Source organism: Micromonospora sp. C51, assembly GCF_018070435.1.
In the GTDB taxonomy this organism is placed as follows: domain Bacteria; phylum Actinomycetota; class Actinomycetes; order Mycobacteriales; family Micromonosporaceae; genus Micromonospora; species Micromonospora sediminimaris.
The window spans coordinates 90,107-114,844 of the sequence record NZ_JAGPXQ010000001.1; the positions used below are offsets into that span (position 1 = coordinate 90,107).

The 24,738-nt window shown below is 72.0% G+C and carries 27 protein-coding genes and 2 riboswitches; of the genes, 15 read left to right on the forward strand and 12 right to left on the reverse strand.

The genetic code is table 11. The features are described from left to right. Positions 1-771: a glycerophosphodiester phosphodiesterase gene (locus KBX50_RS00395; RefSeq protein WP_307870777.1), complete on the reverse strand. Its 771-nt coding sequence runs from the start codon at positions 769-771 to the stop codon at positions 1-3. Positions 772-877: 106 nt separating this feature from the next. Between KBX50_RS00395 and KBX50_RS00400 the strand changes: the two genes are divergently transcribed. Genes KBX50_RS00400 through KBX50_RS00410 form a run of 3 tightly spaced genes read left to right on the forward strand, consistent with a single transcriptional unit; the run spans position 878 to position 3,670 of the window. Next, positions 878-1,591: a hypothetical protein gene (locus KBX50_RS00400; protein ID WP_210933586.1), complete on the forward strand. Its 714-nt coding sequence runs from the start codon at positions 878-880 to the stop codon at positions 1,589-1,591. A 1-nt stretch (position 1,592) separates the two neighbouring features. After that, positions 1,593-3,308, forward strand: coding sequence for a hypothetical protein (locus KBX50_RS00405; protein ID WP_210933587.1), 1,716 nt, complete (start codon positions 1,593-1,595; stop codon positions 3,306-3,308). Continuing rightward, entirely contained in the window at positions 3,305-3,670 is a 366-nt protein-coding gene (locus tag KBX50_RS00410; RefSeq protein ID WP_210933589.1) for a hypothetical protein, read from the forward strand. Before KBX50_RS00405 ends, KBX50_RS00410 begins: the two co-directional genes overlap by 4 nt. A 3-nt stretch (positions 3,671-3,673) precedes the next feature. Here KBX50_RS00410 and KBX50_RS00415 read toward each other — a convergent pair whose 3' ends face one another. Continuing rightward, entirely contained in the window at positions 3,674-4,453 is a 780-nt protein-coding gene (locus KBX50_RS00415; RefSeq protein ID WP_210933591.1) for a 1-acyl-sn-glycerol-3-phosphate acyltransferase, read from the reverse strand. Between the two features lie 177 nt (positions 4,454-4,630). On the opposite strand from KBX50_RS00415, the gene KBX50_RS00420 reads away from it, so the two are divergent. Both KBX50_RS00420 and cydB read left to right on the forward strand, forming a co-directional pair. After that, positions 4,631-6,046 carry a cytochrome ubiquinol oxidase subunit I gene (locus tag KBX50_RS00420; RefSeq protein ID WP_210933593.1) on the forward strand — a complete coding sequence of 472 codons (1,416 nt, stop codon included), beginning with the start codon at positions 4,631-4,633 and terminating at the stop codon, positions 6,044-6,046. Between the two features lie 14 nt (positions 6,047-6,060). Next, positions 6,061-7,059 (forward strand): cytochrome d ubiquinol oxidase subunit II, encoded by a 999-nt coding sequence (cydB, locus tag KBX50_RS00425; protein WP_210933595.1) that lies wholly within the window; start codon positions 6,061-6,063, stop codon positions 7,057-7,059. A 40-nt stretch (positions 7,060-7,099) separates the two neighbouring features. Here cydB and KBX50_RS00430 read toward each other — a convergent pair whose 3' ends face one another. Then, positions 7,100-7,537, reverse strand: coding sequence for a hypothetical protein (locus KBX50_RS00430; protein ID WP_210933596.1), 438 nt, complete (start codon positions 7,535-7,537; stop codon positions 7,100-7,102). 93 nt (positions 7,538-7,630) lie between these two features. Between KBX50_RS00430 and KBX50_RS00435 the strand changes: the two genes are divergently transcribed. Genes KBX50_RS00435 through eis form a run of 3 tightly spaced genes read left to right on the forward strand, consistent with a single transcriptional unit; the run spans position 7,631 to position 9,781 of the window. Then, positions 7,631-8,086 carry a MarR family winged helix-turn-helix transcriptional regulator gene (locus tag KBX50_RS00435; RefSeq protein WP_210933599.1) on the forward strand — a complete coding sequence of 152 codons (456 nt, stop codon included), beginning with the start codon at positions 7,631-7,633 and terminating at the stop codon, positions 8,084-8,086. Positions 8,087-8,088: 2 nt separating this feature from the next. Further along, positions 8,089-8,556 (forward strand): OsmC family protein, encoded by a 468-nt coding sequence (locus tag KBX50_RS00440; RefSeq protein ID WP_210933601.1) that lies wholly within the window; start codon positions 8,089-8,091, stop codon positions 8,554-8,556. 58 nt (positions 8,557-8,614) lie between these two features. Further along, on the forward strand, positions 8,615-9,781 hold the full coding sequence (gene eis, locus KBX50_RS00445) for an enhanced intracellular survival protein Eis (protein WP_210933603.1): 1,167 nt from the start codon (positions 8,615-8,617) through the stop codon (positions 9,779-9,781). A 64-nt stretch (positions 9,782-9,845) separates the two neighbouring features. On the opposite strand, the gene KBX50_RS00450 is transcribed toward eis, so the two are convergent. Both KBX50_RS00450 and KBX50_RS00455 read right to left on the reverse strand, forming a co-directional pair. Beyond that, entirely contained in the window at positions 9,846-10,559 is a 714-nt protein-coding gene (locus KBX50_RS00450; protein ID WP_210933605.1) for a hypothetical protein, read from the reverse strand. A gap of 72 nt (positions 10,560-10,631) precedes the next feature. Further along, positions 10,632-11,093 (reverse strand): peroxiredoxin, encoded by a 462-nt coding sequence (locus tag KBX50_RS00455; RefSeq protein WP_307870778.1) that lies wholly within the window; start codon positions 11,091-11,093, stop codon positions 10,632-10,634. Between the two features lie 141 nt (positions 11,094-11,234). Here KBX50_RS00455 and KBX50_RS00460 point away from each other — a divergent pair, with 141 nt between their 5' ends. Continuing rightward, a complete protein-coding gene (locus tag KBX50_RS00460; protein ID WP_210933607.1) occupies positions 11,235-11,963 on the forward strand; it encodes an SDR family oxidoreductase in 729 nt (242 codons plus the stop codon). 145 nt (positions 11,964-12,108) lie between these two features. After that, positions 12,109-12,276, forward strand: coding sequence for a hypothetical protein (locus tag KBX50_RS00465; RefSeq protein WP_158240222.1), 168 nt, complete (start codon positions 12,109-12,111; stop codon positions 12,274-12,276). Between the two features lie 51 nt (positions 12,277-12,327). Here the strand turns inward: KBX50_RS00465 and KBX50_RS00470 are convergent, their stop codons facing one another. Then, a complete protein-coding gene (locus tag KBX50_RS00470) occupies positions 12,328-13,218 on the reverse strand; it encodes an NmrA/HSCARG family protein (RefSeq protein ID WP_210933610.1) in 891 nt (296 codons plus the stop codon). An 86-nt stretch (positions 13,219-13,304) separates the two neighbouring features. Between KBX50_RS00470 and KBX50_RS00475 the strand changes: the two genes are divergently transcribed. After that, complete coding sequence (locus KBX50_RS00475; protein ID WP_210933613.1) at positions 13,305-13,841, forward strand: TetR/AcrR family transcriptional regulator; 537 nt, start codon at positions 13,305-13,307, stop codon at positions 13,839-13,841. Positions 13,842-14,016: 175 nt separating this feature from the next. Here KBX50_RS00475 and KBX50_RS00480 read toward each other — a convergent pair whose 3' ends face one another. Next, positions 14,017-14,577 carry a cysteine hydrolase family protein gene (locus KBX50_RS00480; protein WP_210933615.1) on the reverse strand — a complete coding sequence of 187 codons (561 nt, stop codon included), beginning with the start codon at positions 14,575-14,577 and terminating at the stop codon, positions 14,017-14,019. A gap of 114 nt (positions 14,578-14,691) precedes the next feature. Between KBX50_RS00480 and KBX50_RS00485 the strand changes: the two genes are divergently transcribed. Together KBX50_RS00485 and KBX50_RS00490 are read left to right on the forward strand one after the other, a co-directional pair. Beyond that, positions 14,692-15,690 (forward strand): tyrosine-type recombinase/integrase, encoded by a 999-nt coding sequence (locus KBX50_RS00485; RefSeq protein WP_210933617.1) that lies wholly within the window; start codon positions 14,692-14,694, stop codon positions 15,688-15,690. A 66-nt stretch (positions 15,691-15,756) separates the two neighbouring features. Further along, positions 15,757-15,838: riboswitch (ZMP/ZTP riboswitch) on the forward strand. 14 nt (positions 15,839-15,852) lie between these two features. Further along, positions 15,853-16,737 carry a bifunctional 5,10-methylenetetrahydrofolate dehydrogenase/5,10-methenyltetrahydrofolate cyclohydrolase gene (locus KBX50_RS00490; protein ID WP_210933619.1) on the forward strand — a complete coding sequence of 295 codons (885 nt, stop codon included), beginning with the start codon at positions 15,853-15,855 and terminating at the stop codon, positions 16,735-16,737. Positions 16,738-16,889: 152 nt separating this feature from the next. Here KBX50_RS00490 and KBX50_RS00495 read toward each other — a convergent pair whose 3' ends face one another. Next, the gene (locus KBX50_RS00495) at positions 16,890-17,678 is read right to left on the reverse strand and encodes an endonuclease/exonuclease/phosphatase family protein (RefSeq protein ID WP_210933621.1); all 789 of its coding nucleotides are present in this window, start codon (positions 17,676-17,678) and stop codon (positions 16,890-16,892) included. Between the two features lie 177 nt (positions 17,679-17,855). Here KBX50_RS00495 and KBX50_RS00500 point away from each other — a divergent pair, with 177 nt between their 5' ends. Then, positions 17,856-18,680: a TSUP family transporter gene (locus KBX50_RS00500; RefSeq protein ID WP_307870779.1), complete on the forward strand. Its 825-nt coding sequence runs from the start codon at positions 17,856-17,858 to the stop codon at positions 18,678-18,680. Here the strand turns inward: KBX50_RS00500 and def are convergent. Continuing rightward, the gene (gene def, locus KBX50_RS00505; RefSeq protein WP_210933623.1) at positions 18,633-19,139 is read right to left on the reverse strand and encodes a peptide deformylase; all 507 of its coding nucleotides are present in this window, start codon (positions 19,137-19,139) and stop codon (positions 18,633-18,635) included. The two genes, KBX50_RS00500 and def, sit on opposite strands and share 48 nt — an antisense overlap. A 43-nt stretch (positions 19,140-19,182) precedes the next feature. After that, entirely contained in the window at positions 19,183-20,394 is a 1,212-nt protein-coding gene (locus KBX50_RS00510; protein ID WP_210933625.1) for a chorismate-binding protein, read from the reverse strand. Between the two features lie 96 nt (positions 20,395-20,490). Between KBX50_RS00510 and KBX50_RS00515 the strand changes: the two genes are divergently transcribed. Then, positions 20,491-20,691 (forward strand): DUF5999 family protein, encoded by a 201-nt coding sequence (locus KBX50_RS00515; protein WP_093402410.1) that lies wholly within the window; start codon positions 20,491-20,493, stop codon positions 20,689-20,691. 100 nt (positions 20,692-20,791) lie between these two features. Here KBX50_RS00515 and gcvP read toward each other — a convergent pair whose 3' ends face one another. After that, complete coding sequence (gene gcvP, locus KBX50_RS00520) at positions 20,792-23,614, reverse strand: aminomethyl-transferring glycine dehydrogenase (protein ID WP_210933627.1); 2,823 nt, start codon at positions 23,612-23,614, stop codon at positions 20,792-20,794. Between the two features lie 77 nt (positions 23,615-23,691). After that, a riboswitch (glycine riboswitch) is annotated at positions 23,692-23,790 on the reverse strand. A gap of 66 nt (positions 23,791-23,856) precedes the next feature. Continuing rightward, entirely contained in the window at positions 23,857-24,738 is an 882-nt protein-coding gene (locus KBX50_RS00525; RefSeq protein WP_210933629.1) for an NAD-dependent protein deacetylase, read from the reverse strand.

The following is a 24,738-nucleotide window of genomic DNA, read 5'->3' on the forward strand; positions in this document are numbered from 1 at the left end:
TCAGGCGGCCCAGTGGCCGCGGCTGCGGTAGACGTCGCGCAGCACGTCGACGTGGTCGGTCATGATGCCATCAACACCAAGATCAAGTAACTCGTGCATCTCGGCAGGTTCGTCGATCGTCCAGACGTGCACCTGCAGGCCGAGCCGGTGGGCCGTGCGCAGGAAACGACGGTCGACCACGGGTACCCGGCCGTAGCGCACCGGCACCTGCGCGGCCACCACCGACGGCGGCAACCGCAGCGACCGCCCGGTCCACGAGGCCCACCGCAGCCGGGCCACCCCGCGTACCCCGAGGCTGGTGGCGACCCGTCCGCCGGTCAGCGCCCGCAGCCGGGTCAGCCGGGCGTCACTGAACGAGGCCAGCAGCACCCGGTCGCCGGCGCCGGAGCGGTGGACCGTGGTCACCGTGGGCGTCACGCCAGCATCGGACTTGACGTCGATGTTGAAGCGCACCTGTGGCCACGCGTCGAGCACCTCGTCCAGGCGGGGCACCACGGCGGAGCCGCCGACGCGCACCGTGGCCAGGTCGGCCCAGCGCAGCGCGCCCACCCGGCCACGCTGCCCGGTGACCCGCTCCAGGGTGTCGTCGTGGAACACCACGGCCACCCCGTCGGCGGTGCCGTGCACGTCGGTCTCGACGTACCGGTAGCCCAGCGCGACGGCCCGGGCGAACGCGGCGGCGGTGTTCTCGTCGCCGTCGGCGGCGCCGCCGCGGTGGGCGAAGGCCAGCGGTGCGGGCACGTCGAGGTAGGGGTGCGCGGTCGTGGGCACGCGGCGCAGTATGCCTGGCCCCGGTGACCGCCCGGCGGCGGGCCGGTGGCGAGCCGGATTCGTCCCGTCGTCCACGCCCCATCCCATACCCACCGGTGATTGCCGGATGCCGGACAGTAACCTTCCCTGCTCGGTCGGCAGCGGTGACGATGCCCCGGTGATGCCGTGGACGAGTCCCGTACCGCGACCCGACGCCCCGCCCTCGGCGCCGGCGGCGCTGACCATCCGCCCGGTGCACCCGCTGCCCGGACGCGTCGCGCCGCCGCGCCGCCCGGCGACCAGCGACCTCCCGGCGGGGTCCGGGGCGCTGCTGGTCACGACCCTGGCCGCCGGCAGCCCCTGGGGGTACGAGGTGCTGCGGGAGCTGAGCGTCAACCTGCCCCGCATCGACGGCCCGGCCGGGATCCTCACGACCGTGGTCGACGCGCTGCTGCTGGGGCTGTCGTGGCTGCGGTGGGGCAGCCCGGACACCCTGTCCAGCTACCAGCTCGCGCGCACCGCCCAGGTGGCGCTGTTCGTCCTGACCGTGCTGGTGCTGCTGCGCAGGCTGGCCGCCGGGACCGCGCCTGCTCGGGCGTACCGGTTCTTCGGCACGCTCGGCGCGACGGTCGTGGCGGCGGTGCTCGCCACGATCGGCGGTGCTGTGGTGCACCTGGCCGTCGACAGTGGCGTCTACACCGGCTCCGCGATGCGGGCGGAACTGCTCAACGAACTGGTACGGGCCCTGCTGTGCGGGTTCGTCGTCGGCCTGCTGCTGGCGGCGGTGCCGGCACGGCGCCACCGGTCCCGACCGACCGTGCCCGGGCTGGGAGGCAACTGACATGGTGATCCGGCAGGCCACCCCCGAGGACTCGACGGCGGGCCCGGCGGACGCCACGAGCGAGGCGACCCGCTACCTGTGCGTGGCGGCGCACACCGACGACACGTTCGCCGACTCGGCCCTGTCCGAGGTCCTCGACGACGAACTTCGGGCGGTGGCGCCCTCAGTCGGCTTCGACCTGACCACCGTGCTACGGCACTGCCTTGAGGCACGTCAGCGGCGCATCCGTCGCGACGCCGGCCTGCTCATCGCCGGCAGCATGGCCCTGCTGCTGGCGCCGCTGTGGACGCTGCTGGCCGCGGCGGTGCTGGCGGTCGGCATGTCGCTGACCCGAGCCAACCGGCACGGCCCGCTGGCCTCGGCGGCGGCACTGGTCGCGACGGCTGTGGTGTCGCTGTGGCTGGTGAAGCAGTTCGCCGGCGTGCAGACCGACGAGGACGGCACGCTCGGCTGGATGATCGGCCTGCCGTGGCTGGCGCTGGTGGCCGGGCTGCTCGCGTACCTGATCCTCGTGCTGCACCTGCTGGGCACCCGGCAGCTGCTGGTGCAGCGGCTGCGGCGCGGCCACTTCCAGCCCGCGTCGCCCGAAACCGGCCCGGTGCCGCAGCGCCACGCGGCACGCCTGGCCCAGGTCGACACGGCCCAGCACGGCAACGTGACGATCTACAGCGGGTACACCCCGTTCGTGGGGCACGGCGCACCGGTGGCCGGCTGGTCGTTCGCCCTGCCCATCCACCGGGCCGAACAGCACCTGCCCGAACCGTCGACCGCGGTCACCGACGACGACCCGGACGCCACCGTACAGTTCGCCGTGGTGGATCTGATCGACCACGTGCGGCAACGGCTGGCGGCGATCCGACTCGACCCGGCCGGCGACCCGGAGCTGAATCCGGAACGGCTCGCCGGGCTGGTGCTGGAGGATCGGGTCTTCGTGCACGGCGGTCTGCTGACCGAGGATCCGCAGCTGCTGCCCGAGCGCAGCCGGATGCCCCGGCAACGCTGGTCCGACGAGCGGCTGCGGGCGGTGGCGAGCCGGCCGCAGGGCGCCGCCCGGCACTTCCTGGGCGCTCTGGTGCCGTCCTGGGGCGGCGAGGTGGTGGCCTGCACGTTCCTGCACTTCTCCACCGACGGTCGGGTGCTCTACCTGGAGTGCGCCCGGACGTTGCTGGAGCCGCCCCGCATCGAGTACCACGACGTGGACCGGCTGACCGAGTGGATCCCGGTGCGTCAGTTCGTCCAGCTGTTCACCGCCGCCGCCGAGCAGTTGGTGCGTACCGCCTTCGGCGCGCCGGTGCGCCTGGTGCGCGACGGCGTCCGGGTGGTGCGTCACCAGATCCGGCAGTCGCGGTCACGCCGGATGGCCCGCGAGGACCTCGGCTACGACTACGGCGCCCGGGCCGGCGTACGGGAGCTGGCCACCGGCACCACCTACCACAACTACTTCCAGGTGCTCGACGCCGCGAAGCATCTCAAGGTGGTCGAGCGGCACGTGCTGGCCGCCATCGTCGACTTCCTGGAGGACAAGGGCGTGGACACCGCCGAGTTCCGCACCCGGCAAACCATGATCCTCAACCAGGGTGTGATCCAGACCGGTGGCCTCAGCGTCGTCGGTAACCAGGCGGTGGGCGCCGGGGCGCGGGCAGAGCAGCAGAGCACCACGGAGCAGCCGTCGCCGCAGGGCACGAGCCGTCGAGCCGGCACCGGGAGGCCGTCATGACCACGTCCGACAACTCGATCAACTTCGGTGTCCAGCAGTCGGGTGGGGTGAGCCAGGTCGGCAACCAGGCGGTGGGTCCGGGAGCGCACGCGGTCGGTGGGACGTTGTGGGCCACGGCGCCGGGGGTGGACGTGCCGGCGCTGGTGGACCAGCTGGTGCAGACGCTCGACCGGCACCGTGAGCAGTTGCCGGAGCCGGCTCGGGCGGTGGCCGCGGAACTACGGGTCCAGCTGGCACGGCCGGATCCGGAACCGGCCCGGGTCACGGCGCTGCTGAAGCGCCTGGCGGAACTGGCCGCGCCGGTGGCGCCGGTGGCCTCGGCCGTGACCGAGGTGTTGCGGGCGGTGCAGCAGGCCACGTGAGGCTCAGCCGGCGGCGGGGCGGCGCCGGTGAGCGCGGCTGGTGTCGACCGGCCGGCTGGGGTCGACGTGGCGGGGGCGGTCGGGTTCGTCCGGCCGCAGCGGGGCCAGGCAGTCGGTGAGCGCGTCAATGATCCGGTCGGTGGCCTGTCGGGCCGCGCCGGGCGCGCCGCGGGTCACCCCGGCCAGGTCCACCGGGTCGCCGAAGTGCACCCGTACGGTGGGGCGGCGCACCAACGCCCGAGCGACGCCGCGCAGCATCCCTTTCGGGGCCTGGTAGGGCAGCACCTCGTGGGATCCCCACTGGGCGAGGGGAATCACGGGCGCGCCGCAGGCCAGGGCGAGCCGGGCGGCGCCGGTCTTGCCGCGTTCGGGCCACATGCCCGGGTCGAGGCCGATCCGTCCCTCCGGATAGACCAGGATCGGCGCTCCGGCGGCGACCGCGGCGGTGGCGTCGTCCAGGGCCCGGTGTACGCCGCTGGTGCCCCGGTCGACGCGGATGTGCCCGGCGCTGCGCATCGCGGCCCCGATCAGCGGGGCCCGGAACAGCCCGCCGGTGGCCATGATCCTGGGTGCCACCCGGCGGGCCCGGCAGGCCGCGGCGAGCACGATCGGGTCGAACGGGCTGATGTGGTTGGCGGCCAGGATCAGCGGCCCGCCGCGCATCCGGGCCGGGATGTCACCGGTGACCTCCAGCCGGGCCAGCAGCCCGACGACGACGCGGGCCAGCAGCAACGCGACCCGCCAGATCAGCGGCGGGTGCCAGGGGGAGTGGGCTGCTTCCATCAGCGGGACATGGTCGCACGGCGGATGGGCGACGCGGCGGCCAGGGCGGGCCGTACGGCAGGAGTGAGCAGGGTCATTGGTCCCGGTCCGGTTCGGGCCGGCCGCCTCTGCCGACCGGCGTACGACGCGCTGTAGTATTTACTACGTCTTGTAGTATGAATAGCCTGGGGGTCGCAGGTGGACGCGTTGGACGTCGCCCGCTGGCAGTTCGGTGTCACCACCGTCTACCACTTTCTCTTCGTGCCGCTGACCATCGGCCTGTCCGTTCTGGTCGCCATCCTCCAGACACTCTGGCACCGCACGGGGGACGAGAAGTACCTCAAGCTCACCAAGTTCTACGGCAAACTCTTCCTGATCAACTTCGCCATGGGCGTGGTCACCGGCATCGTGCAGGAGTTCCAGTTCGGCATGAACTGGAGCGACTACTCCCGCTTCGTCGGCGACATCTTCGGCGCGCCCCTGGCCATCGAGGCCCTGGTCGCGTTCTTCCTCGAATCCACCTTCATCGGACTGTGGATCTTCGGCTGGGACCGACTACCCAAACGCCTGCACCTGGCCAGCATCTGGGCCGCCGCCATCGGCACCAACCTGTCGGCGTACTTCATCCTCGCCGCGAACTCGTTCATGCAGAACCCGGTCGGCTACCGCTACAACCCGGACACCGGCCGCGCCGAACTGACCGACTTCCTCGCGGTGCTGACCAACAAGGTCGCCCTGATCACCTTCCCGCACACCATCGCCGGCGCCTTCCTGGTCGCCGGGTCGCTGCTGGTGGCCGTCGCCCTGTGGCACCTCATCCGCCACCGCGACAGCGCCGACACACCCGCCTACCGCTTCGCCGCCCGCTTCGGCTCCTGGGTCACCCTGGTCTCCGCCACCGCCGTGGTCATCACCGGCGACATCCAAGGCAAGATCATGACGCAGGTGCAGCCGATGAAGATGGCCGCCGCCGAAGGGCTCTACGCCACCGAGAGCCCCGCCTCGTTCTCCGTCCTGACCGTCGGCAGCCTCGACGGGAGCCGCGAACTGTTCGCCCTCAAGATCCCGTACCTGCTGTCCTACCTCGGCACCGGCGACCCCAACGGCACCGTCCAAGGCATCAACGACCTCCAGGCCCGCTACAGCGCCCAGTACGGCGCCGGCAGCTACACCCCGATCATCCCGGTCACCTACTGGAGCTTCCGGCTCATGATCGGCTTCGGGCTCGCCGCCGCCGCCATCGCCCTGCTGGTGCTCTGGACCCAGCGCAGGGGCCGCGCCGTCCCGAACAGCAGATGGCTGCTGCGCGCCGGCCTGGCCATGCCGATCCTGCCGCTGCTGGCCAACTCCTTCGGTTGGATCTTCACCGAGATGGGCCGCCAGCCCTGGATCGTCTTCGGCGAGATGCTCACCCGCGACGGCGTGTCCCGCAGCGTCTCCCTGACCGAGGTGCTCACCTCCTTCACCGCCTTCACCCTCATCTACGCCGTCCTCGCCGTCATCGAGGTGAAACTGCTGATCCGCTACGCCAAGGCCGGCGTACCCGACGTCACCCCGGCCCCCGAACCCGACGACACCGACGACGCCGAGCGCCCGCTCGCCTTCGCCTACTGAGTCCGGAGCCCACCGTGGAACTGACCACCATCTGGTTTCTCCTCGTCGCCGTGCTGTTCACCGGCTACTTCATCCTCGAAGGCTTCGACTTCGGCGTCGGCATGCTGCTGCCCGTGCTCGGCCGCGACGACAAGGAACGCCGCGTCATGATCAACACGATCGGGCCGGTCTGGGACGGCAACGAGGTCTGGCTGATCACCGCCGGAGGCGCCATGTTCGCCGCCTTCCCCGAGTGGTACGCCACCCTCTTCTCCGGCTTCTACCTGCCCCTGCTGCTCATCCTGCTGGCCCTGATCGCCCGCGGCGTCGCCTTCGAATACCGCCACAAGCGCCCCGAGGCGTCCTGGAAACGCCGCTGGGACAACGCCATCTTCTACGGCTCACTCGTCCCGGCCATCCTGTGGGGCGTCGCGTTCGCCAACATCCTGCGCGGCGTCCCGCTGGACGCCGACCACGAGTACGTCGGCGGACTGCTCAACCTGCTCAACCCGTACGCCCTGCTCGGCGGCGCGACCACCGCGGCGCTGTTCGCCACCCACGGCGCCGTCTTCGTCGCCCTCAAGACCGTCGGCGACATCCGCGGCCGGGCCGCCGCGCTCGCCGTGCGCCTGGGCATCGCCGCCGCGGTCCTCGCGGTGGCCTTCCTGAGCTGGACCCTGACCATCCGCTCCAGCACGGCCGCCGTCGTGCTCGCCGTCGCCGCCGCGCTCGCCCTGCTCGGCGGTCTCGCCGCCGCCACGGTACGCCGGGAGGGCTGGGCCTTCACCGGCACCGCCGCCGCGATCGGGCTGGCGGTGGCCACCCTGTTCGCCGCCCTGTTCCCGAACGTGCTGCCCTCCACGCTCGACCCGGCCGGCACCCTCACCGCCACCAACGCCGCCTCCACCCCCTACACCCTCACGATCATGACCTGGGTGGCGGTGTTCTTCACCCCGATCGTGCTGGCCTACCAGGGCTGGACCTACTGGGTCTTCCGCAAGCGCATCGGCGTGGCCCACATCCCACAACACTGACCGGCGGGCGGGCCCCGGTGGCACCCGGGCCCGCCCGCCGTCACGCCACCTCCAGCGTCTGCTCGGCGCGGCGTCGCACCACCTCCAGCACCCGCGCCGCCGCCGCCAGGTCGTCGGCGGAAAGATCGGCCCACAGCCGGGCGCCGATCTCGGCGGAAGCTGCGGCGACCAGCTGCTGCGTGTGCCGCCCGGTCGGGGTCAGCGCGACCCGGGAGGCGTCGGTGGGCACCGGTGCCACAAGCGTCGCCGCGATCAGTTCGGCCAGCGTGGCGTGCGCCGTCGCGGTCGACACCTTCACCGCGTCGACCAGCCGACGGGCGGCATCGACGCGGGGGAGCGGAGCGCCGGCGGCAGCCAAGGCGTTGAGCAGCAACGCCTGCGTGAAGGTCAACCCGAGACGGTCCAGCTCCCGCTCCAGCACCGCCCGGGTGGCGTAGTGGGTCCGGCCGAGGATCTGCCCGTTGAGGGTGATGGACATGTCAAACCCCTATCCATTGGTCTTGCCAACGTTGGCGGGGCCAACATAGCACTGATCGTGGGTACCACCAACGAAATCGCGTACAGTCCCCACATGGAGCAACCCAGCGCCCCCGCACCCAGCCGACTGCGCACCACCCCCAGCTGGCTGCTCACCCAGACCGCCGCCCACGCCGCCCGCCTCGTCACCACCGCGCTCGACACCCGCCACGCCCGCGGCTACCACTACCGGCTACTGGCGACCCTCGCCGAAACCGGCCCCGCCAGCCAAGCCGACCTCGGCCGACACAGCGGCATCGACCGCAGCGACATCGTCGCCACCCTCAACGACCTCGCCGACCGCCACCTCGTACGCCGCCAACCCGACCCCACCGACCGCCGCCGCAACATCGTCCACATCACACCCGCCGGCCAACGCGAACTCACCCACCTGCAACACGCCCTCGACACCGCCCAGGACACCCTGCTCGCACCACTGGACGCCACCGACCGCCGCGAACTCGTCCGCCTGCTCGACCGCCTGCTCACCCACCACCAACCGAAAGGCTGACCATGGCCCGCACCCACCACTACGCCACCACCGTCACCTGGACCGGCAACCTCGGGACCGGCACCAGCGGCTACCGCGACTACCGACGCGACCACGACATCACCACCGACGGCCGCCCACCCATCCCCGGCAGCTCCGACCCCACCTTCCACGGCGACCGGACCCGCTGGAACCCCGAACAACTCCTCCTCGCCGCCCTGTCCCAGTGCCACATGCTCGCCTACCTGCACCTGTGCGCCGACAAGGGCATCGTCGTCACCGACTACGTCGACCACGCCACCGGCACCATGACCACCGACAACACCGGAAACGGCCACTTCACCGAAGTCACCCTGCGACCCCGGGTGACCGTCGCCGACCCCACCACCACCGACATCGCCACCGCACTGCACGACGACGCCCACCACACCTGCTTCATCGCCAACTCGGTGAACTTCCCGGTCCGCCACGACCCCGTCACCACCACCTGAACACCACCCCACGCACAAATCCAGCCGACCGCACCGCCACAACCGCTATCGTCGGCCCGTGCCCGACGTGCGTGAACTCACCCCCGACGACCTGAACGACGCCTGGCAGCTCGGCCGACTCGCCTTCGGCTCCGACCCGCAACCACCCCCACCACCGAACCCCACCGGCCGCACCCTCTACGGCGCCTTCGACCCCACCGGCACCCTCATCGGCAAAGCCGTCGACCTGCACGACGACCAGTGGTGGACCGGACACGCCGTACCCGCCGCCGACGTCGCCGGCGTCGCCGTCGCACCCGAAGCACGCGGCACCGGAGTCGCCCGCGCCCTGCTGACCACCCTGCTCCGCCACGCCCGCGACCGCGGCGCCGCCGTCAGCACGCTGTTCCCCACCACCGCCGCCCCCTACCGCGCCAGCGGCTGGGAGATCACCGGCCAACTACGCACCCTCGACCTGCCCACCGCCACCCTGCCCCGACTGCGCCCCGACCCACGGCTGACCGTCCGCGCCGGCACCACCGGCGACCTGCCCGCCACCGCCGAGCTCTACCGACGCGTCGCCCACCACCGCAACGGCCTGCTCACCCGCACCCACCGCCGGTTCACCGCCACCGACGACCTGCCCTACGACGGGCTCACCCTCGTCGAACACGGGGGAGACCTGGTCGGCTACGCCGGCTGGGACCGAGGCCGCGGCTACGGCCCCGACGCCGTCCTCACCGTCGAAGACATCCTCGCCACCACCGCCGACGCCGCCCAAGCCCTCGTCGGCACCCTCGCCAGCTGGTACAGCGTCACCCCGACCCTGCGCCTGACCCCACTACCCGGCGACACCGTCAGCACCCACCTGCCCCTGGAACGCGCCCGCGAACACGAACGCGAAGCCTGGATGCACCGACCCGTCGACATCGTCCGCGCCGTACAGGCCCGCGGCTGGCCCACCCACACCCACGGCCAGGTCACCTTCACCCTCACCGACGACCTCGCCGACTGGAACACCGGCACCTGGCACCTCACCGTCGCCGACGGCCACGCCGACCTGCGCCGCACCACCAGCGACGCCGACCTGCACCTGACCGTACGCGGCTTCGCCCGCCTCTACACCGGCACCGCCACCGCCCGCACCCTCGCCGAAGCCGGCCTGCTGCACCACCGCACACCCGACCCGGCCGCGCTGGACCTGCTCGCCGCCGGACCCACCGCCCACCTCATCGACTACTTCTGACAAACGACCGGTGGCCCGGCCCGGCAGGGATGCCGGACCGGGCCACCGGTCGGATCGAAATCCCTCAGCCCGCCTCGCGCAACTCCGCCAACCGGGCCTCGATCTCCGCCAACTCCGCCCGCAACTTCTCGGCCTGCCGCTCCGCCTCCGACCGCTCCGCCGCCAGGATCTGCTCCACCGCCTCATGCACCCCCGGCACGTCCACCAACGCCACCATCCGCAGCGCCTCCGCCGGCTTGAGCACGTACGGCTTGGCCAACACCTTCCCACCCTGCTGCGCCGCGACCGTCCACTCACCCTCGGCATAGGCCAACGTCACCGTCAACCCCGCCGGCCCCTTCGGCTTCGCCGCCTTCACCGCCCGCCGGGCCGGCTTCGCCTCCACCTTCGACCCCACCGTCTCGTCCACCCTCGGCTCCTCCCGACCCGGCTGCTCCTCACGGCGCTGCTGCGGCACCTGGTCCAACACGAACTCCGGCTCCACCACCGCCGGCTCGGCCGGCGTCGGCTCCACCCTCGACTCCGCCGGCCGCCGCCCCGCACCCCGCGGCGCCACCGCCACATCGGCGGGGGAGAAGGGCAACTCGTCGCGCCCGAACCGCACCACCACGAACTCGTCGGACTCCGCCGGATCGGTCAACTCCACCACCTGACCCAACTGACCAGCGATCTGACCGGCCGCCGCCGTGAACACCACCTTCGGCTTACGCCCCGCGGCCAACGCCTCCCGGATGCCGCGCACCTCGTCCTCGGACAAACCCTGACCAGCGGCACCCATCGCCCAACCTCATTCCTCGTACACGTGTTCAGCCGCCTGCCTTGATACCAGCAGCCAGCGACAACCCGAAGATCAGCCCCCCAACGCCCGCAACGCCCGATCGGCGTGCTCATTCATGCCCAACTCGCTGTGCACCACCTCGACGACCCGCCGATCGACCCCGATCACGAACGTCATCCGCCGCGTACTCAACGGCCCCAACGGCAACCGCCGCCGCACCCCGAACCGCTCGGCCACCACACCGTCCGGATCCGACAACAACGGATAGTCGAAACCGTGCAACCGCGAGAACTCCGCCTGACGCCGCACCGAATCCCGGCTGATGCCCACCCGCTGCGCCCCGACCGCCGCGAACTCCGCCGCCAGATCCCGGAAGTGACAACTCTCCGCCGTGCACCCCCGCGTCATCGCCGCCGGATAGAAGAACAACACCACCGGCCCCGCCGCCAGCAACTCCGTCAACCGCCGCGGCCGACCCGTCTCGTCCGGCAACTCGAAATCCTCGACCAGATCCCCGACACGCACACCCGCCACAAGCCCTCCCCACCGACACCGTCGCCGCGAGCGTAAGCCATCGCCCACCACCGACCGTGCGCTCGACCACACCGCGCTACCCGCCACCGCCACCACGCCGGTAACGTCCCCCACACCGGCTCGGGGCAGGGGAGAGGTCCATTGACCAACGTCACCGTCATCACCGGCGGCAGCCGCGGCATCGGCGCCGCCACCGCCCGCCGCCTCGCCCACACCGGCCAGCACGTCGCCATCGGCTACCGCCGCGACCACACCGCCGCCGACACCGTCGTGGCCGAGCTGCGCGCCACCGGCGTACGCGCCATCGCCATACCCGCCGACACCCGCGACCCCGACCAGGTCACCGCCCTGTTCGACGCCGCAGCCGAACTCGGCGCCCTCACCGGCCTGGTCAACAACGCCGGCATCACCAGCCCGATCGGCCCCTTCACCGACCTCGACCCCGACGACCTGCGCCGCGTCGTCGACGTCAACCTCATCGGCTACGTCCTCTGCGCCCAACAGGCCGCCCGCCGGATGAACGACGGCGCCGCCATCGTCAACCTCTCCTCCGTCGCCGCCACCCTCGGCAGCCCAGGGGAGTACGTCCACTACGCCGCCGTCAAAGCCGCCACCGACGCCCTCACCACCGGCCTGGCCAAGGAACTCGCCCCCCGCGGCATCCGCGTCAACGCCGTCGCCCCCGGCATCATCCGCACCGACATCCACGCGCTCTCCGGCCAACCCGACCGGCCCGACCGCGCCGCCGGCCGGATCCCACTCGGCCGCCCCGGCGAACCCGACGAGGTCGCCGCCGCCGTCGCCTGGCTGCTCAGCCCCGACGCCTCCTACACCACCGGCGCCATCCTCCGCGTCGGCGGCGGCCTCTGACGAGGAGGCCCACACCCGACTCGTCTCCTGACACGAACCGATCACCGGTGCCGGAATGCACTCCGGCCCGGCGGGTAGACCCCGCGAAGGCCGCCACCGCGCTCACGGTGCCCGGCCGCCAGCTCGACGCAGGAGGGGAGCCGACATGCAGACCACCTACGACTCGGTGGACGACCTGGCCGCGGCGTTACGCCGGGCGGCGTCCGCGCACGACCGCCACGAGAAGGACCTCGGCCACCCCGATCCCGACTGGCCGGACTGGTACGCCCGCCACATGGTGGACGAGCGCGCCGGCCACGAACAGCACCGCTGAGCCGTTCGCCGCGTAGTAACTCCCGACCTCCTCGACGGCCGCGACTTCGGGTCAGGAGAACTTCCGTCGGGCCCAGGTGCGAAAGTCGGTGGTGGGCAGGCCGAGTGCCCGGGGCATCTCCGGGCGTGCGGGGGCACCGTTCTCGTTCAGCTGCTCGACAAAATTGATCATGGCTGGCGGCAGGCCGTGTTCGACCGCTTCCTGCGGCGTGAGGACCGGAGCGGTGATGGTCCGACCGGTGACCTCGCTGAGGATCGCGGCGACTTCTGTCATCGTGAGTAGGTCGCCGGCGAGTTCCACATCCATACCGTCGAGTCTGTCGGGGTCGGTGAAGGCGGCCGCTGCGATCTCGCCGATGTCGTCGACCGCGATCCAGGCGATTCGGGTGTCCTTCGCGAAGCCGGTGACGATGGTGCCGTCGGACCAGTCGCCGAACAGGTAGGACCAGCCGAGCAGATTTTCCATGAAGGTCGCGGGCTTGAGCACGGTCCAGTGCGCGAAACCGCCGGCGCGGACGAGTTCGTCGATGCCTGCCTTGCTCTCCCAGTAGTGCCGGTCCCAGCGTCCCTCGGCCCAACCGGGCTGGTTGCGGTGGAAGTCACCGGCGCCGGAGACGCTGCTGTGCACAAGGTGGGAGACTCCGGCCTTGCGTGCGGCCTCGACGACGTTGCGGCTGCGGCGTAGCTCGGCGTCGCCCTGCAAATCCGTGACGTCGGGGAACGGGATGGAGAAGACGCCGTCTGCTCCATCGGCTGCGGCGAGCAGGGAGGCCGGGTCGTCCAGGTCGCCCCGGACCAGCTCGGCGCCCCGTTCCCGCAGTGCCAGCGCGGCCTCGGTGCCGGTGTCACGGACCAGGGCACGTACCGCGACACCTCGGTCGAGCAGCGCCCGGGCGGTGGCCCCGCCCTGCTTACCGGTAGCGCCGATGACAAGAACGATCATGATTCCTCCTCGAATAAGTGGGGTGATGCCCCACTTCCCGTCGGCTACGATACGGGGGGACACCCCACTTCTACCAACGGCAGACGATGAGAGCTGACGCACAACGCAACCGCGCCCTGATAGTCAAGGCGGCCAGCGAGGCGGTCGCCCGAGACGGTGCGTACGCGTCGCTGGAGGAGATCGCCCGAGTCGCCGGCGTGGGCTCGGCAACCCTGCATCGACACTTCCCGTCCCGATGGGCACTGCTGGAGGCGGTCTTCCACGATCGGATCGAAGCGCTGTGCGCCCGAGCTGGGCAGCTGCTGGCCGAGCCGGACGCCCGCCAGGCACTGATGACCTGGCTGTGCGAGCTGGCGGCGTACAGCACGACCACCCGGGGCCTGGTCACCTCCCTGCTCAAGGCACCGCAGGAGAGTGCGTCCTGCGCCGCGATGCTCGTGGCGGCAGGCGAGCCGCTCCGGCGCCGGGCCGCCGACGAGGGAGCCGTGCGTTCGGACGTCGCGATGGCCGACCTGGTGGCCCTCGCCAACGCGATCGCCCTCGCCACGGAGTCGGCCGGCGCGGCCGAGGCGGAGCGGCTGCTTCGTCTTGCTCTGGAGGGAATCAGTCCGGCTCGGCGGTGAACTCGTCGACGCGCCAGTCGAGCACGTGCCATCCAGGCGCTCTTGCCCTGGGATCGCCGTCCCCGTGACCCCGCCTGTCCCGGGATGGGGGCCCTACAAGCCGATTCGATAATGTACATTATGTAAAGTTGAGCAGGCGGGCCCCTGCCCTGACCGCGACAAGGGCCCTCTGCGGTCAGCCGGTGGGACCGAAGTTGACCTCGGCGGTCTCGACGGTCCCGGCCTGGCGGCCGGGTGCGCTGTGGAAGCTCCAGTACAGGTTGGTGTGGGCGATGACCTGCTCTGGCGGCGGCGCGCCGTAGGCGGTCAGATCCTCCGTGGTGTGCGCGTCGCCGACAAGCGTCGCGTCGTATCCCCGGACGAGCGCGCCGTGCAGGGTCGACCGGATGCAGGCGTCGGTCTGCGCGCCCGTGACGATCAGCCGGCCCACACCGCGCTCGGCGAGCACCGCCTCCAGCTCGGTGTCCTCGAACGAGTCGCCGTAGCGCTTGTGCACCAACGGCTCGGTGTCCTGGCGGACCAGCTCGGGCACGTACTGCCAGGCCTCGCTGCCCTGCGGGAGGCCGTCGTCGGAGTGCTGCACCCAGACGACCGGCGCGCCCTCGGCGCGGGCCCTGCCCAGCAGGGTGTTGATGTTGGCGACGACGCCGTCGCGGTTGTGGGCGCCCGTCACCACCCCGTTCTGCACGTCGATGACGAGCAGGGCCGTGTTGGGTCGCTCGGGCAGGGTCGTCAAGGCATGCCTCCGGTGACGGGTGGGATCGTTGATCGCACCGTAGCCCCGACCCCTGACAGAATCGCTCCCCTCCCCTTCGGGCGCGGAACGCGAAAGTCATGCATAATATCCCTTATGCATGACAAACAGGACGAATCGGTAGCCATGCTGATCGAGGAGTTCCTGACCACCCGGGCGACCCGCAAGCCCTCCCCCCACACGCAGGCGGCCTACCGGCGGGATCTGACCGCCGTCGCCGCGCTCGCCGCGGAGCTGTCCACCCCTCCCCTGCCCCTGGCCGACCTGCCGGTCGACACGCTCTCCCCCAGGATGATGCGGGCCGCGTTCGCTCGGTTCGCCGCCGGCCGGGCAGCCAGTTCCGTCGGTCGGGCCTGGTCCACCTGGAACGGCTTCTTTTCCTTCCTGGTCGCCGAGCAGGTGGTGCCCGGTAATCCGATGCCGGCCGTGGGACGCCCCCGTACTCCCCTGCCGACGCCCAAGCCGCTGCGCGGTGAGGACACCCCCGAACACCTGCTCACCTCGGCCGCGCGGGCCGAGGGACGGCAGCGGGATCCGTGGCCGGAGCGGGACGTGGCGGTGCTGGCGTTGGCCCTGTGCGCGGGGCTGAGACTGTCGGAGTTGCTGGCGTTGCGGGTCGGTTCGCTCGGTGGCCGCCCCGGCGAGCGCCGGCTGGAGGTGGCCGGCAAGGGTGGGCGTCCCCGGGTGCTGCCGGTCGAGCCGGATCTGGACGCGGTGCTGGCGAGCTATCTGGACAGCCGTGCCCGCCGCTTCGGCGCGCGTACGGTGCGGCAGGTGTCGCCGTTGCTGGTGGATCGTCGGGGTGAGCCGCTGCGCCGGGGTGGTCTGCAGTATCTGGTGGAGTCCTGCTACCGGCGGGCCGGGATCGTCGACCGGGTGCCGCGTGGGGCGCGGTTGCACGCGCTGCGGCACACCTTCGCCACCCGGTTGGCCGAGGACGGCGCGGGGGCGGCGGAGATCATGCGGTTGTTGGGGCACGCGTCGTTGGCGTCGTCGCAGACGTACATCGAGGTGACCTCGGGGCAGCAGCGGGAGGCGGTGCGGGCCAACCGGACGAACCGGGCGTTGGCGGGGCTGCTCCCGGCTCCTGACTGAGCTGGTGCGGTGCTGTCCGAGGTGGCCGTGTCGGGGTGCTGACGCGGCCGGTGGTGTGGCAGGCTGGCCAGGACGCGACTGGCGGCATCGGGGATGGGATCGACCATCGGGAAGCTCGTCGTGGGGGTCGTCCGCCTGGGCCCGCCACGGGCGAGGTGAGCCATGTCGACGATGACCGCGCGGTCGCTGCCGGGTGTGCCGGTGGCGGAGGCGATTCTGGCCCAGGTGGCCGAGGGCGTGGCGCAGCTGCGGACGGCGGGAGTGACTCCGACGCTGGCGACGGTGCTGGTGGGTGACGACGAGGCCAGTGCCGGTTACATCCGGATCAAGCAGCGGCAGGCGGCGGAGTTGGGTTTCGCGTCGCCGCACGTGCGGTTGGCGGCGTCGGTGTCCCAGGCCGACGTGCACGCGGTGCTGGCCGACTTCAACTCCGATCCTGGGGTGCACGGGGTGTTGGTGCAGCATCCGATCCCCGGTGGTCTGGACTATGACCGCGCGTTGCAGACCCTCGACCCGGATCGGGACGTGGACGGGATGCATCCGGTGAACATCGGGCGGCTGGCGTTGGGGTTGCCGGGGCCGTTGCCGTGCACGCCGGCGGCGATCGAGGCGTTGTTGGCGTACCACGGGGTGCCGGTGGCTGGCCGGGAGGTGGTGATCCTGGGTCGCGGTGCGACGTTGGGGCGGCCGTTGGCGATGCTGCTGGCGCAGAAGCGGTCGACGGCGAACGCGGCGGTGACGGTGGTGCACACGGGGGTGGCGGACTGGCCTCGGTATACGCGTCGAGCGGAGATTCTGGTGGCGGCGGCCGGGGTGCCGGGCATCGTGCGGCCGGAGCATGTGCGCCCGGGTGCGGTGGTGGTCGGTGGTGGGGTGCGGTACGCGGGGCGTCGGTTGTTGCCGGATGTGGATGAGTCGTGTGCGCAGGTGGCGGGAGCGATCACGCCGAGGGTCGGTGGGGTGGGTCCGGTGACGGTGGCGATGTTGTTCCGTAACGCCTTGCGGGCGGCCCGGTCGGGCGGTGCGTCGCCAGGGCGGTGGCGCTGAGGCGCTACCCGGTGACCGCGCCCCCCATTAGGCAGGCGGCAACAACCCTGTAGTTGCCGCCTGCCGGAGGCCCGGACACCGCAGCATCCCTGATGTTGCTGGGTCGACGGAGGGGCGGCGACGGAGGCGGGGCGGCGACGGTGGTTCGCGGGTCAGGGGCGGGTGCCGAGGTCGACGACCAGGGGGCGGTGGTCGGAGATGGTCGACAGTGGGGTGCGTACGGCCGCGACCGGGGGTAGCTGGTCGAAGCCGTGCCGGTCGGCGAGGATGTGGTCGAGTTGGACGCGGGGTTGCGCGGCGGGGTAGGTGGGCCGGCGGGCCAGCAGCTGCCAGCCGGAGACGGCGCGGGTGGCCCAGGCGGGCAGGTTCAGGTCGCCGAGCAGGATGCGGGGGGCGGGTAGGGCGCGGAGGGCGCGGATGACCTGGCGGAGTTGGCGGACGTTCCAGCCGGCGACGAAGGACAGGTGGGTGGCGGCGACGGTGAGGGGGCCGTGGGGGGTGTCCAGCACGGCGGCGAGGACGACGCGGGGTTCGTCGCGGAGCAGGATGAGGCCGCCGCCCGGGCCGGGCACGTAGACCGGGGAGCGCACCGGGGCGGGGTGTAGGCGGGTGACGCGCCAGCGGGTGACCGGGTGGCGGGAGATCAGGCCGACGCCGTAGCAGGGTTCTCCGTGGCCGTCGTCGTCGTGGGTGAGGGGGCGGAACTTTTCGCCGGGGGTGCCGACGACGGCGGCGGCGAAGCGGTGCTCGGGTGCGCCGAGGGCCTGGGCGGCGATGGCGGTGAGGTCGAGGTTGCCGCTGCGGGACTGGTCACGGTCGACTTCCTGGAGGGCGAGGATGTCGGCGTCGAGGGCGGCGACGGCGGCGGTCAGTCGGGCCGGGTCGACCAGGCCGTCGGTGAGGGACCGGCCGTGCAGCAGGTTGAACGTGGCCAGGCGCACGCTGTCACCTTAGCGACGGCGTGGGAGAGTTGCCCGATGCTGCGGGCGTTGTGCTGTTCGGTGCTGGTGTTTGTGGCGGTTGCCGGGGTGGGGATCTGGGTGCGGCGTCGTCGGGGCCGGTGAGGCTGGCCACAGCCGGCGGTGTGGGCGGGGCGTCGGTGGGGAGAATCCCTGGTCGTGGAGTTGGACCCGGTGACCGTGGTGACGTTGCTGACCGCCGCTGCCCTGGCGGGTTGGGTGGACGCGGTGGTGGGTGGTGGCGGGTTGCTGCTGTTGCCGGCGTTGCTGGTGGCGGCTCCGGGGGTCCCGCCGGCGACGGCGTTGGGGACGAACAAGTTGGCGGCGATCGCCGGCACGTCGACGGCGGCGGTGACGTTCGCCCGCCGTACGAAGATCGACTGGGTGGTGGCGGGGCCGGCGGCGGCGTTGGCGGTGGTGTGTGCGGGTCTGGGTGCGGCGTTGGCCGGGGCGGTGCCGCCGTCGGCGTACCGGCCGGTGGTGCTGGTGGTGCTGGTGTCGGTGGCGTTGTTCGTGGTGCTGCGTCCCGCGTTGGGGGTGCTGGCGGTGCCGCAGCGGCGGACCCGGCCGCGGGTGGTGGTGGCGGTGCTGGTGGCCGGGGTGGGCATCGCCGCGTATGACGGGTTGATCGGTCCGGGTACGGGCACGTTTCTGGTGTTGGCGTTCACTGCTCTGGTGGGTGCGGACTTCCTGCACGGTTCGGCGATGGCGAAGGTGGTCAACGCGGGCACGAACGCGGGTGCGCTGGCGGTGTTCGCGGCGACCGGGCACGTGTGGTGGCTGCTGGGCGCGGCGATGGCGGTGTGCAACATCGCGGGGGCGTCGGTGGGTGCGCGGATGGCGTTGCGGCGCGGTTCCGGGTTCGTGCGGGTGGTGCTGCTGGTGGTGGTGCTGGCGTTGGTGGCGAAGTTGGGATACGACCAGTTTTTTGCTGGTTCAGCCGCGGCGGGAGGAGTCGAAGCGGCCGGCGCGGATCTCCCGTAGGGCGCGGCGGCGGGTTTCGCCGCGCAGGGTGTCGACGTAGAGGCGGCCGGCGAGGTGGTCGGCCTCGTGTTGCAGGGCCCGGGCGAGGAAGCCGCTGCCGGCGATGGTGAGGGGTTCGCCGTGCTGGTCGTAGCCGTGGGCGGTGGCGTGCAGGGCGCGGGGGGTCGGGAAGTACAGCCCGGGGATGGACAGGCAGCCCTCGTCGTCGTCCTGGAGTTCGGTGGACAGCTCCAGCGTCGGGTTGATCATGTGGCCGCGGTGGCCGTCGGCGTCGTAGACGAAGACCTGGGCGTTGACGCCGATCTGGGGGGCGGCGACGCCGGCGCGGCCGGGCGCGCCGAGCAGGGTGTCCATCAGGTCGGTGACCAGGGTGCGCAGCTCGGCGTCGAAGCTGGTGACCGGTTCGCTGGGGGTGCGGAGCACCGGGTCGCCGATGATTCGGATGTCCCGCATCGTCATGTCGGCAAGGTTATCGGGCGGTGGCGGAGGGTGGGCGCCGGGTTCACCTGAGGGCGGCCCGTACCGGGGTGGTCTTGGCGGCGGCTTCGGCGACCTCGGCGGCGGGGTCGCTGTCCCAGGTGATGCCGCCGCCGGCCCAGACGTGCAGGGCGTTGGCGTCGACGGCGGCGGTGCGGATGGTCAGGCCGAGGTCGATGTGGTCGGGGCCGATCCAGCCGAGGGCGCCCATGCTGGCGCCACGCCCGACGGGTTCGAGGGCGGCGAGGTGGGCGAGGGCGGCGAGTTTCGGTGCGCCGGTGACCGAGCCGCCGGGGCAGACGGCGCGGAGCAGGTCGGCCAGGCCGAGTCCGTCGGCGATGTCGGCGCGGATGGTGGATTCGGCCTGCCACAGGTCGCACCAGCGGCGTACGGCGAACAGGTCGTCGACGCGGACGCTGCCGGTGCGGGCGACGCGGGCCAGGTCGTTGCGTTCCAGGTCGACGATCATGATGTGTTCGGCGCGTTCCTTGGCCGAGGCGAGCAGGTCGGCGTGGCCGGCGGTGGTGGCCGGGCGGGTGCCTTTGATCGGTCGGGTGGTGAGGGTGCCGTCGCGTACCTCGATGAGGGTTTCCGGGCTGGCGCAGCCGATGGCCCAGCCGGGGCCGGTGAGCACGCCGCCGTAGCGGGCGCCGGGGAGGCGGCCGAGGCGGGTCAGGGCCGGCAGCGGGTCGCCGGCGTAGGGGGCGCTGGCGTGGCCGACGAGGTTGACCTGGTAGACCTCGCCGTGGCCGATGGCGCGGCGGATCGCGGTGACCGCGTCGGCGTGCTGGCGGGGGGTCCAGCTCTCGGTCCAGGTGCCGTGCCACCAGGGTGGTGGTGGGCCGGGGTGGGTGGTGCTGGCCTCGGTGTGGGCGTAGACGACGACGGCCACCTCGGGCAGGTCGGCGGGGTTGGGTGCGCCGGGTGGGCCGCCGGCGAGCAGGGCCGCGGCGGCGGCGGAGAGGTAGAGGGCGGCTCCGCAGATGCCGTGCTGGTGGTGGGGGCGGGCCGGGCGGGCCAGGTCGTGTAGGTGCAGGCCGTGTTCGGCGAGGAACTGTTCGGCGTACGCGGCCGGGTCGCCGCCGTCGGCGGGGCGCCACTGCCAGCGGGCGTGTTCGGCGAGCCGGCCGCGGCAGGGCGCGGGAACGGCGGGTGGATCGACAACCATCCGTGGGAGCGCTTCCACGACGTCTGGACGGTTCATGCTCATCCGTTCAGCGGATTTCCCGCGCACCACGCGTACATCTGCTCGATGCGGCACGCTTTCGCTTGGTACTGTGCGTCACTGGTCATGTGAACCATGACACAGTGCCCCCACAGTCCGGAGAACCCGATGTGCCAGCACCAACCCACCTGTCCCTCCGCCGAAGCCACCGACCGGGAAGCCGCCAGGGTCATCGCCTGCTTCCGTGAACAGGGCTGGAGCCTGCTCTGCAACGGAGTCATCGTTTTCGAGGACACCGGCGAGCTGCTGCCCGACGGCAGCAGCATCGCACCGCACCGAGGCCCCGCCCGACACGCGCTCGCCGCCTGAGGCGACGTCACGATCCGTCACGACGTCTTTCCCGCGCCGACCCAGGCTAGTCCCCCGGTCAGGGACCGCCACGACCAGGTCGGCGCGGTACCGGACCCGGTCAGCTCTCGTACGCCTGCGGTGACGGGCACGAGCAGACCAGGTTCCGGTCGCCGTACCCGCCGTCGACCCGACGCACCGGCGGCCAGTACTTCCCCGCCCGCTGCACCCCCGCCGGCCACGCGCCCACCGACCTCGGGTACGGGTGCGGCCAGTCGTCACCACCGACCATCTCCGCCGTGTGCGGCGCGTTGGCGAGCGGATTGTCCCCGGCCGGCCACGCACCCGAACCCACCTTGTCGATCTCCGCCCGGATGGCGATCATCGCGTCGCAGAACCGGTCCAGCTCGGCCAGGTCCTCACTCTCGGTCGGCTCCACCATCAACGTCCCCGCCACCGGGAACGACATCGTCGGCGCGTGGAACCCGTAGTCGATGAGCCGCTTGGCCACATCGTCGACACTCACCCCGGTCGCCTTCGTCACCGGCCGCAGATCCAGGATGCACTCGTGCGCGACCAGGCCCTTGTTGCCCGCGTACAGCACCGGGAAGTGCTCCCGCAGCCGCGCCGCCACGTAGTTGGCCGCCAGCACCGCCACCCCGGTCGCCCGCGCCAGGCCGTCGGCGCCCATCATCCGCAGGTACGCCCACGGGATCGGCAGGATCCCCGCCGACCCGTACCGGGCCGCCGCGATCGCCGGCCGCCCGTCGACCGGCGCGCCGGCCGGATCACCCGGCAGGAACGGCGCCAGGTGCGCCCGCACCGCCACCGGCCCCACCCCCGGCCCACCGCCGCCGTGCGGAATGCAGAACGTCTTGTGCAGGTTCAGGTGCGACACGTCCGCCCCGAACCGGCCCGGCCGGGCGAACCCGACAAGCGCGTTGAGGTTCGCCCCGTCGACGTACACCTGCCCACCGGCGTCGTGCACCTTCGCGCACAGCGACGCGATACCCGTCTCGTACACCCCGTGCGTCGACGGATACGTCACCATGATCGCCGCGAGGGTGTCCCGATGCGCGTCGATCTTGGCGTCCAGGTCGACCAGGTCGACGTTGCCGTCGGTGTCGCAGCCGACCACGACCACCCGCATCCCCGCCATCACCGCGCTGGCCGCGTTGGTGCCGTGCGCCGACGACGGGATCAGGCACACGTCGCGGTGCTGCTCGCCCCGGCTGCGATGCCACGCGCGGATCGCCAACAGCCCCGCCAGCTCGCCCTGGGAACCGGCGTTGGGCTGCACACTCACCGCGTCGTAGCCGGTGACCTCGGCCAGCCACCCCTCCAACTGGCCGACCAGCTCCCGGTAGCCGGCGGTCTGCTCCACCGGAGCCAACGGGTGGATGTTCGCGAACTCGGCCCAGCTCACCGGCTCCATCTCGGTGGTGGCGTTCAGCTTCATCGTGCACGACCCCAACGGGATCATGCCCCGGTCCAGGGCGTAGTCGAAATCCGCCAGCCGACGCAGGTACCGCAGCATCGCCGTCTCCGACCGGTGGGTACGGAACACCGGATGGGTGAGGAAGTCACTGGTGCGGGCCAGGCCGGCCGGCAACACCTCGGGCACCTCACCGTCGACACCGTCGACACCGAACGCCGCCCACACCACCGCCACCTGCTCCACCGTGGTGGTCTCGTCGCAGGACACACCGACCCGGTCGGCGTCGACCAGCCGCAGATTCACCCCACGCCGCTGCGCCTCGGCGACCACCTGCCCGGCCCGGCCCGGCACCCGCGCCGTCACCGTGTCGAAGAACGCGACGTCGGCGACCTCGACCCCACCGGCCCGCAACCCGGCGGCCAACCGGGCCGCCATCCGATGGGTACGGGCCGCGATCTCCCGCAGCCCGTCCGGACCGTGATACACCGCGTACATGCCGGCCATCACCGCCAGCAGCACCTGCGCGGTGCAGATGTTGCTTGTCGCCTTCTCCCGGCGGATGTGCTGCTCCCGGGTCTGCAACGCCAACCGGTACGCCGCCGCGCCGGCCGCGTCCCGGGACACCCCGACCAGCCGGCCCGGCAGCATCCGTTCCAGACCCGCCCGCACCGCCAGGTAGCCGGCGTGCGGCCCACCGAAGCCCATCGGCACCCCGAACCGCTGGGTGGTGCCGGCGGCGATGTCCGCGCCGATCTCCCCCGGCGGCCGCAGCACCGTCAACGCCAACAGATCCGCCGCCACCGTCACCAACGCCCCGACCGCGTGCGCGGCCTCGACCAGCGGGGCGTGGTCCCGCACCGCCCCCGACGCCCCCGGATACTGCAGGTGCACACCGAAGAACTCCGCCGGCAACGGCTCGACGGCCAGGTCCAGCACCCGCACCTCGATACCGAGCGGCTCAGCCCGCCCGGCGATCACCGCGATGGTCTGCGGCAGGGCGTCGGCGTCGACCACGTACACCCGGCTGCCGCTCTTCGACGCCCGCCGCGCCAAAGTCATCGCCTCCGCCGCCGCGGTGGCCTCGTCGAGCATCGACGCGTTCGCCGTCGCCAGACCGGTCAGATCCGACACCATGGTCTGAAAGTTCAGCAGCGCCTCCAGCCGACCCTGGCTGATCTCCGGCTGATACGGCGTGTACGCCGTGTACCAGGCCGGATTCTCCAACACGTTGCGGCGGATCACCGCCGGGGTGTGGGTGCCGTGATACCCCAACCCGATCATGGATACGGCGACCGTGTTCCGGGCCGCCAAGGCCCGCAACTCCGCCAGCGCCTCGTGCTCGCTGGCCGGTGGCGGCAGGTCCAGCCGGCCGTGCCAGCGAATCACCTCGGGAATCGCCGCGTCCATCAACTCGTCGATCGAGGCGTACCCGACAGCGTCCAACATGCGGCGCTCGTCGTCGGGGCCGGGACCGATGTGACGGTCGGCGAACTGCTCGGTGGTCATGGGCGCTCCTGCGAGGGGCGGGGGTCGACAGGTCGGCCCTCCCCCTCTGTCACACCCCGCGGGCGCTCCACAGTGCCTGACCCGACGTGGTCCTTCTGCCTGAGAGGTTCCGGGGAGGATTTGCCCCTTCGGCGCCGCCCCGGCTGTCGCCAGGCGGTCTCTCCCACGTCGGTGCTACCGGCGCGATCAACGCTACCAGCGGGCCCGACGGCCCGCACCGAAGCCCCTGACCTGCCCGCCGCTCACCCGCCGACCGGACTCGGCACCCCCGGCAACGTCGCCGACCCCACCGCCGGCCCGGCACCGAGCAGCCGGTCAGCCAACACCGGCAACAGCCGCCCCAACGGCGCCTCCACCCGCAGGCACGCGTACTCGTCACCGCGGGTCGGCCCCTGGTTGACGATCACCACCGGCACGTCCCGCTTCGCCGCCCGCAACACGAACCGGCGACCCGACATCACCGTCAACGACGACCCCAGCACCAGCAGCAGCCGGGCCTGCTCCACCATTGCGAAACACGACTGCACCCGCGCCGCCGGCACCGTCTCGCCGAAGAAGACCACATCCGGTTTGAGCAGCCCGCCGCAGGCCAGGCAGTCGACCGTCCGGAACGCCGCAACCTGCGCGTCAGCGAGATCCACATCACCGTCCGGGTTGACCGCGGCGGCCTGCCCGACGAACCCGGGATTGGCCGCCCGCAGCCGCCCGTCCAACTCCGCCCGCGACGTACGGCGTCGACACCCCAGACAGACCACCTCGTCGAGCCGACCGTGCAACTCCGTCACGTCCCGGCTACCGGCCGCCGAGTGCAACCCGTCGACGTTCTGCGTGATGATCCCCGTCACCAGCCCACCCTGCTGCAGGCGCGCCACCGCCCGGTGACCGTCGTTGGGCGCCGCCCCGGCGATCAACCGCCACCCCAGGTGACTGCGCGCCCAGTACCGCCGACGCGCCACCGCGTCGGCCAGAAACGTCTGATACGTCATCGGAGTGTGCCGGCGGGCGACACCACTGGGCCCCCGATAGTCGGGAATACCCGACTCGGTGGACAACCCGGCGCCGCTGAGCACCACCACCCCACCGGCGGCCACCAGCCCCGCCAACGGCTCGATCAGCTGCTGCAC

Excerpts from the sequence above, each read along its gene's own strand:
- KBX50_RS00400 (WP_210933586.1), top strand. The coding sequence starts at position 878 with ATGCCGGACAGTAACCTTCCCTGCTCGGTCGGCAGCGGTGACGATGCC.
- KBX50_RS00405 (WP_210933587.1), top strand. The coding sequence starts at position 1,593 with ATGGTGATCCGGCAGGCCACCCCCGAGGACTCGACGGCGGGCCCGGCG.
- KBX50_RS00410 (WP_210933589.1), top strand. The coding sequence starts at position 3,305 with ATGACCACGTCCGACAACTCGATCAACTTCGGTGTCCAGCAGTCGGGT.
- KBX50_RS00415 (WP_210933591.1), bottom strand. The coding sequence starts at position 4,453 with ATGGAAGCAGCCCACTCCCCCTGGCACCCGCCGCTGATCTGGCGGGTC.
- KBX50_RS00430 (WP_210933596.1), bottom strand. The coding sequence starts at position 7,537 with ATGTCCATCACCCTCAACGGGCAGATCCTCGGCCGGACCCACTACGCC.
- KBX50_RS00435 (WP_210933599.1), top strand. The coding sequence starts at position 7,631 with ATGGAGCAACCCAGCGCCCCCGCACCCAGCCGACTGCGCACCACCCCC.
- KBX50_RS00440 (WP_210933601.1), top strand. The coding sequence starts at position 8,089 with ATGGCCCGCACCCACCACTACGCCACCACCGTCACCTGGACCGGCAAC.
- KBX50_RS00450 (WP_210933605.1), bottom strand. The coding sequence starts at position 10,559 with ATGGGTGCCGCTGGTCAGGGTTTGTCCGAGGACGAGGTGCGCGGCATC.
- KBX50_RS00465 (WP_158240222.1), top strand. The coding sequence starts at position 12,109 with ATGCAGACCACCTACGACTCGGTGGACGACCTGGCCGCGGCGTTACGC.
- KBX50_RS00470 (WP_210933610.1), bottom strand. The coding sequence starts at position 13,218 with ATGATCGTTCTTGTCATCGGCGCTACCGGTAAGCAGGGCGGGGCCACC.
- KBX50_RS00475 (WP_210933613.1), top strand. The coding sequence starts at position 13,305 with ATGAGAGCTGACGCACAACGCAACCGCGCCCTGATAGTCAAGGCGGCC.
- KBX50_RS00485 (WP_210933617.1), top strand. The coding sequence starts at position 14,692 with ATGCATGACAAACAGGACGAATCGGTAGCCATGCTGATCGAGGAGTTC.
- KBX50_RS00490 (WP_210933619.1), top strand. The coding sequence starts at position 15,853 with ATGTCGACGATGACCGCGCGGTCGCTGCCGGGTGTGCCGGTGGCGGAG.
- def (WP_210933623.1), bottom strand. The coding sequence starts at position 19,139 with ATGACGATGCGGGACATCCGAATCATCGGCGACCCGGTGCTCCGCACC.
- KBX50_RS00515 (WP_093402410.1), top strand. The coding sequence starts at position 20,491 with ATGTGCCAGCACCAACCCACCTGTCCCTCCGCCGAAGCCACCGACCGG.
- gcvP (WP_210933627.1), bottom strand. The coding sequence starts at position 23,614 with ATGACCACCGAGCAGTTCGCCGACCGTCACATCGGTCCCGGCCCCGAC.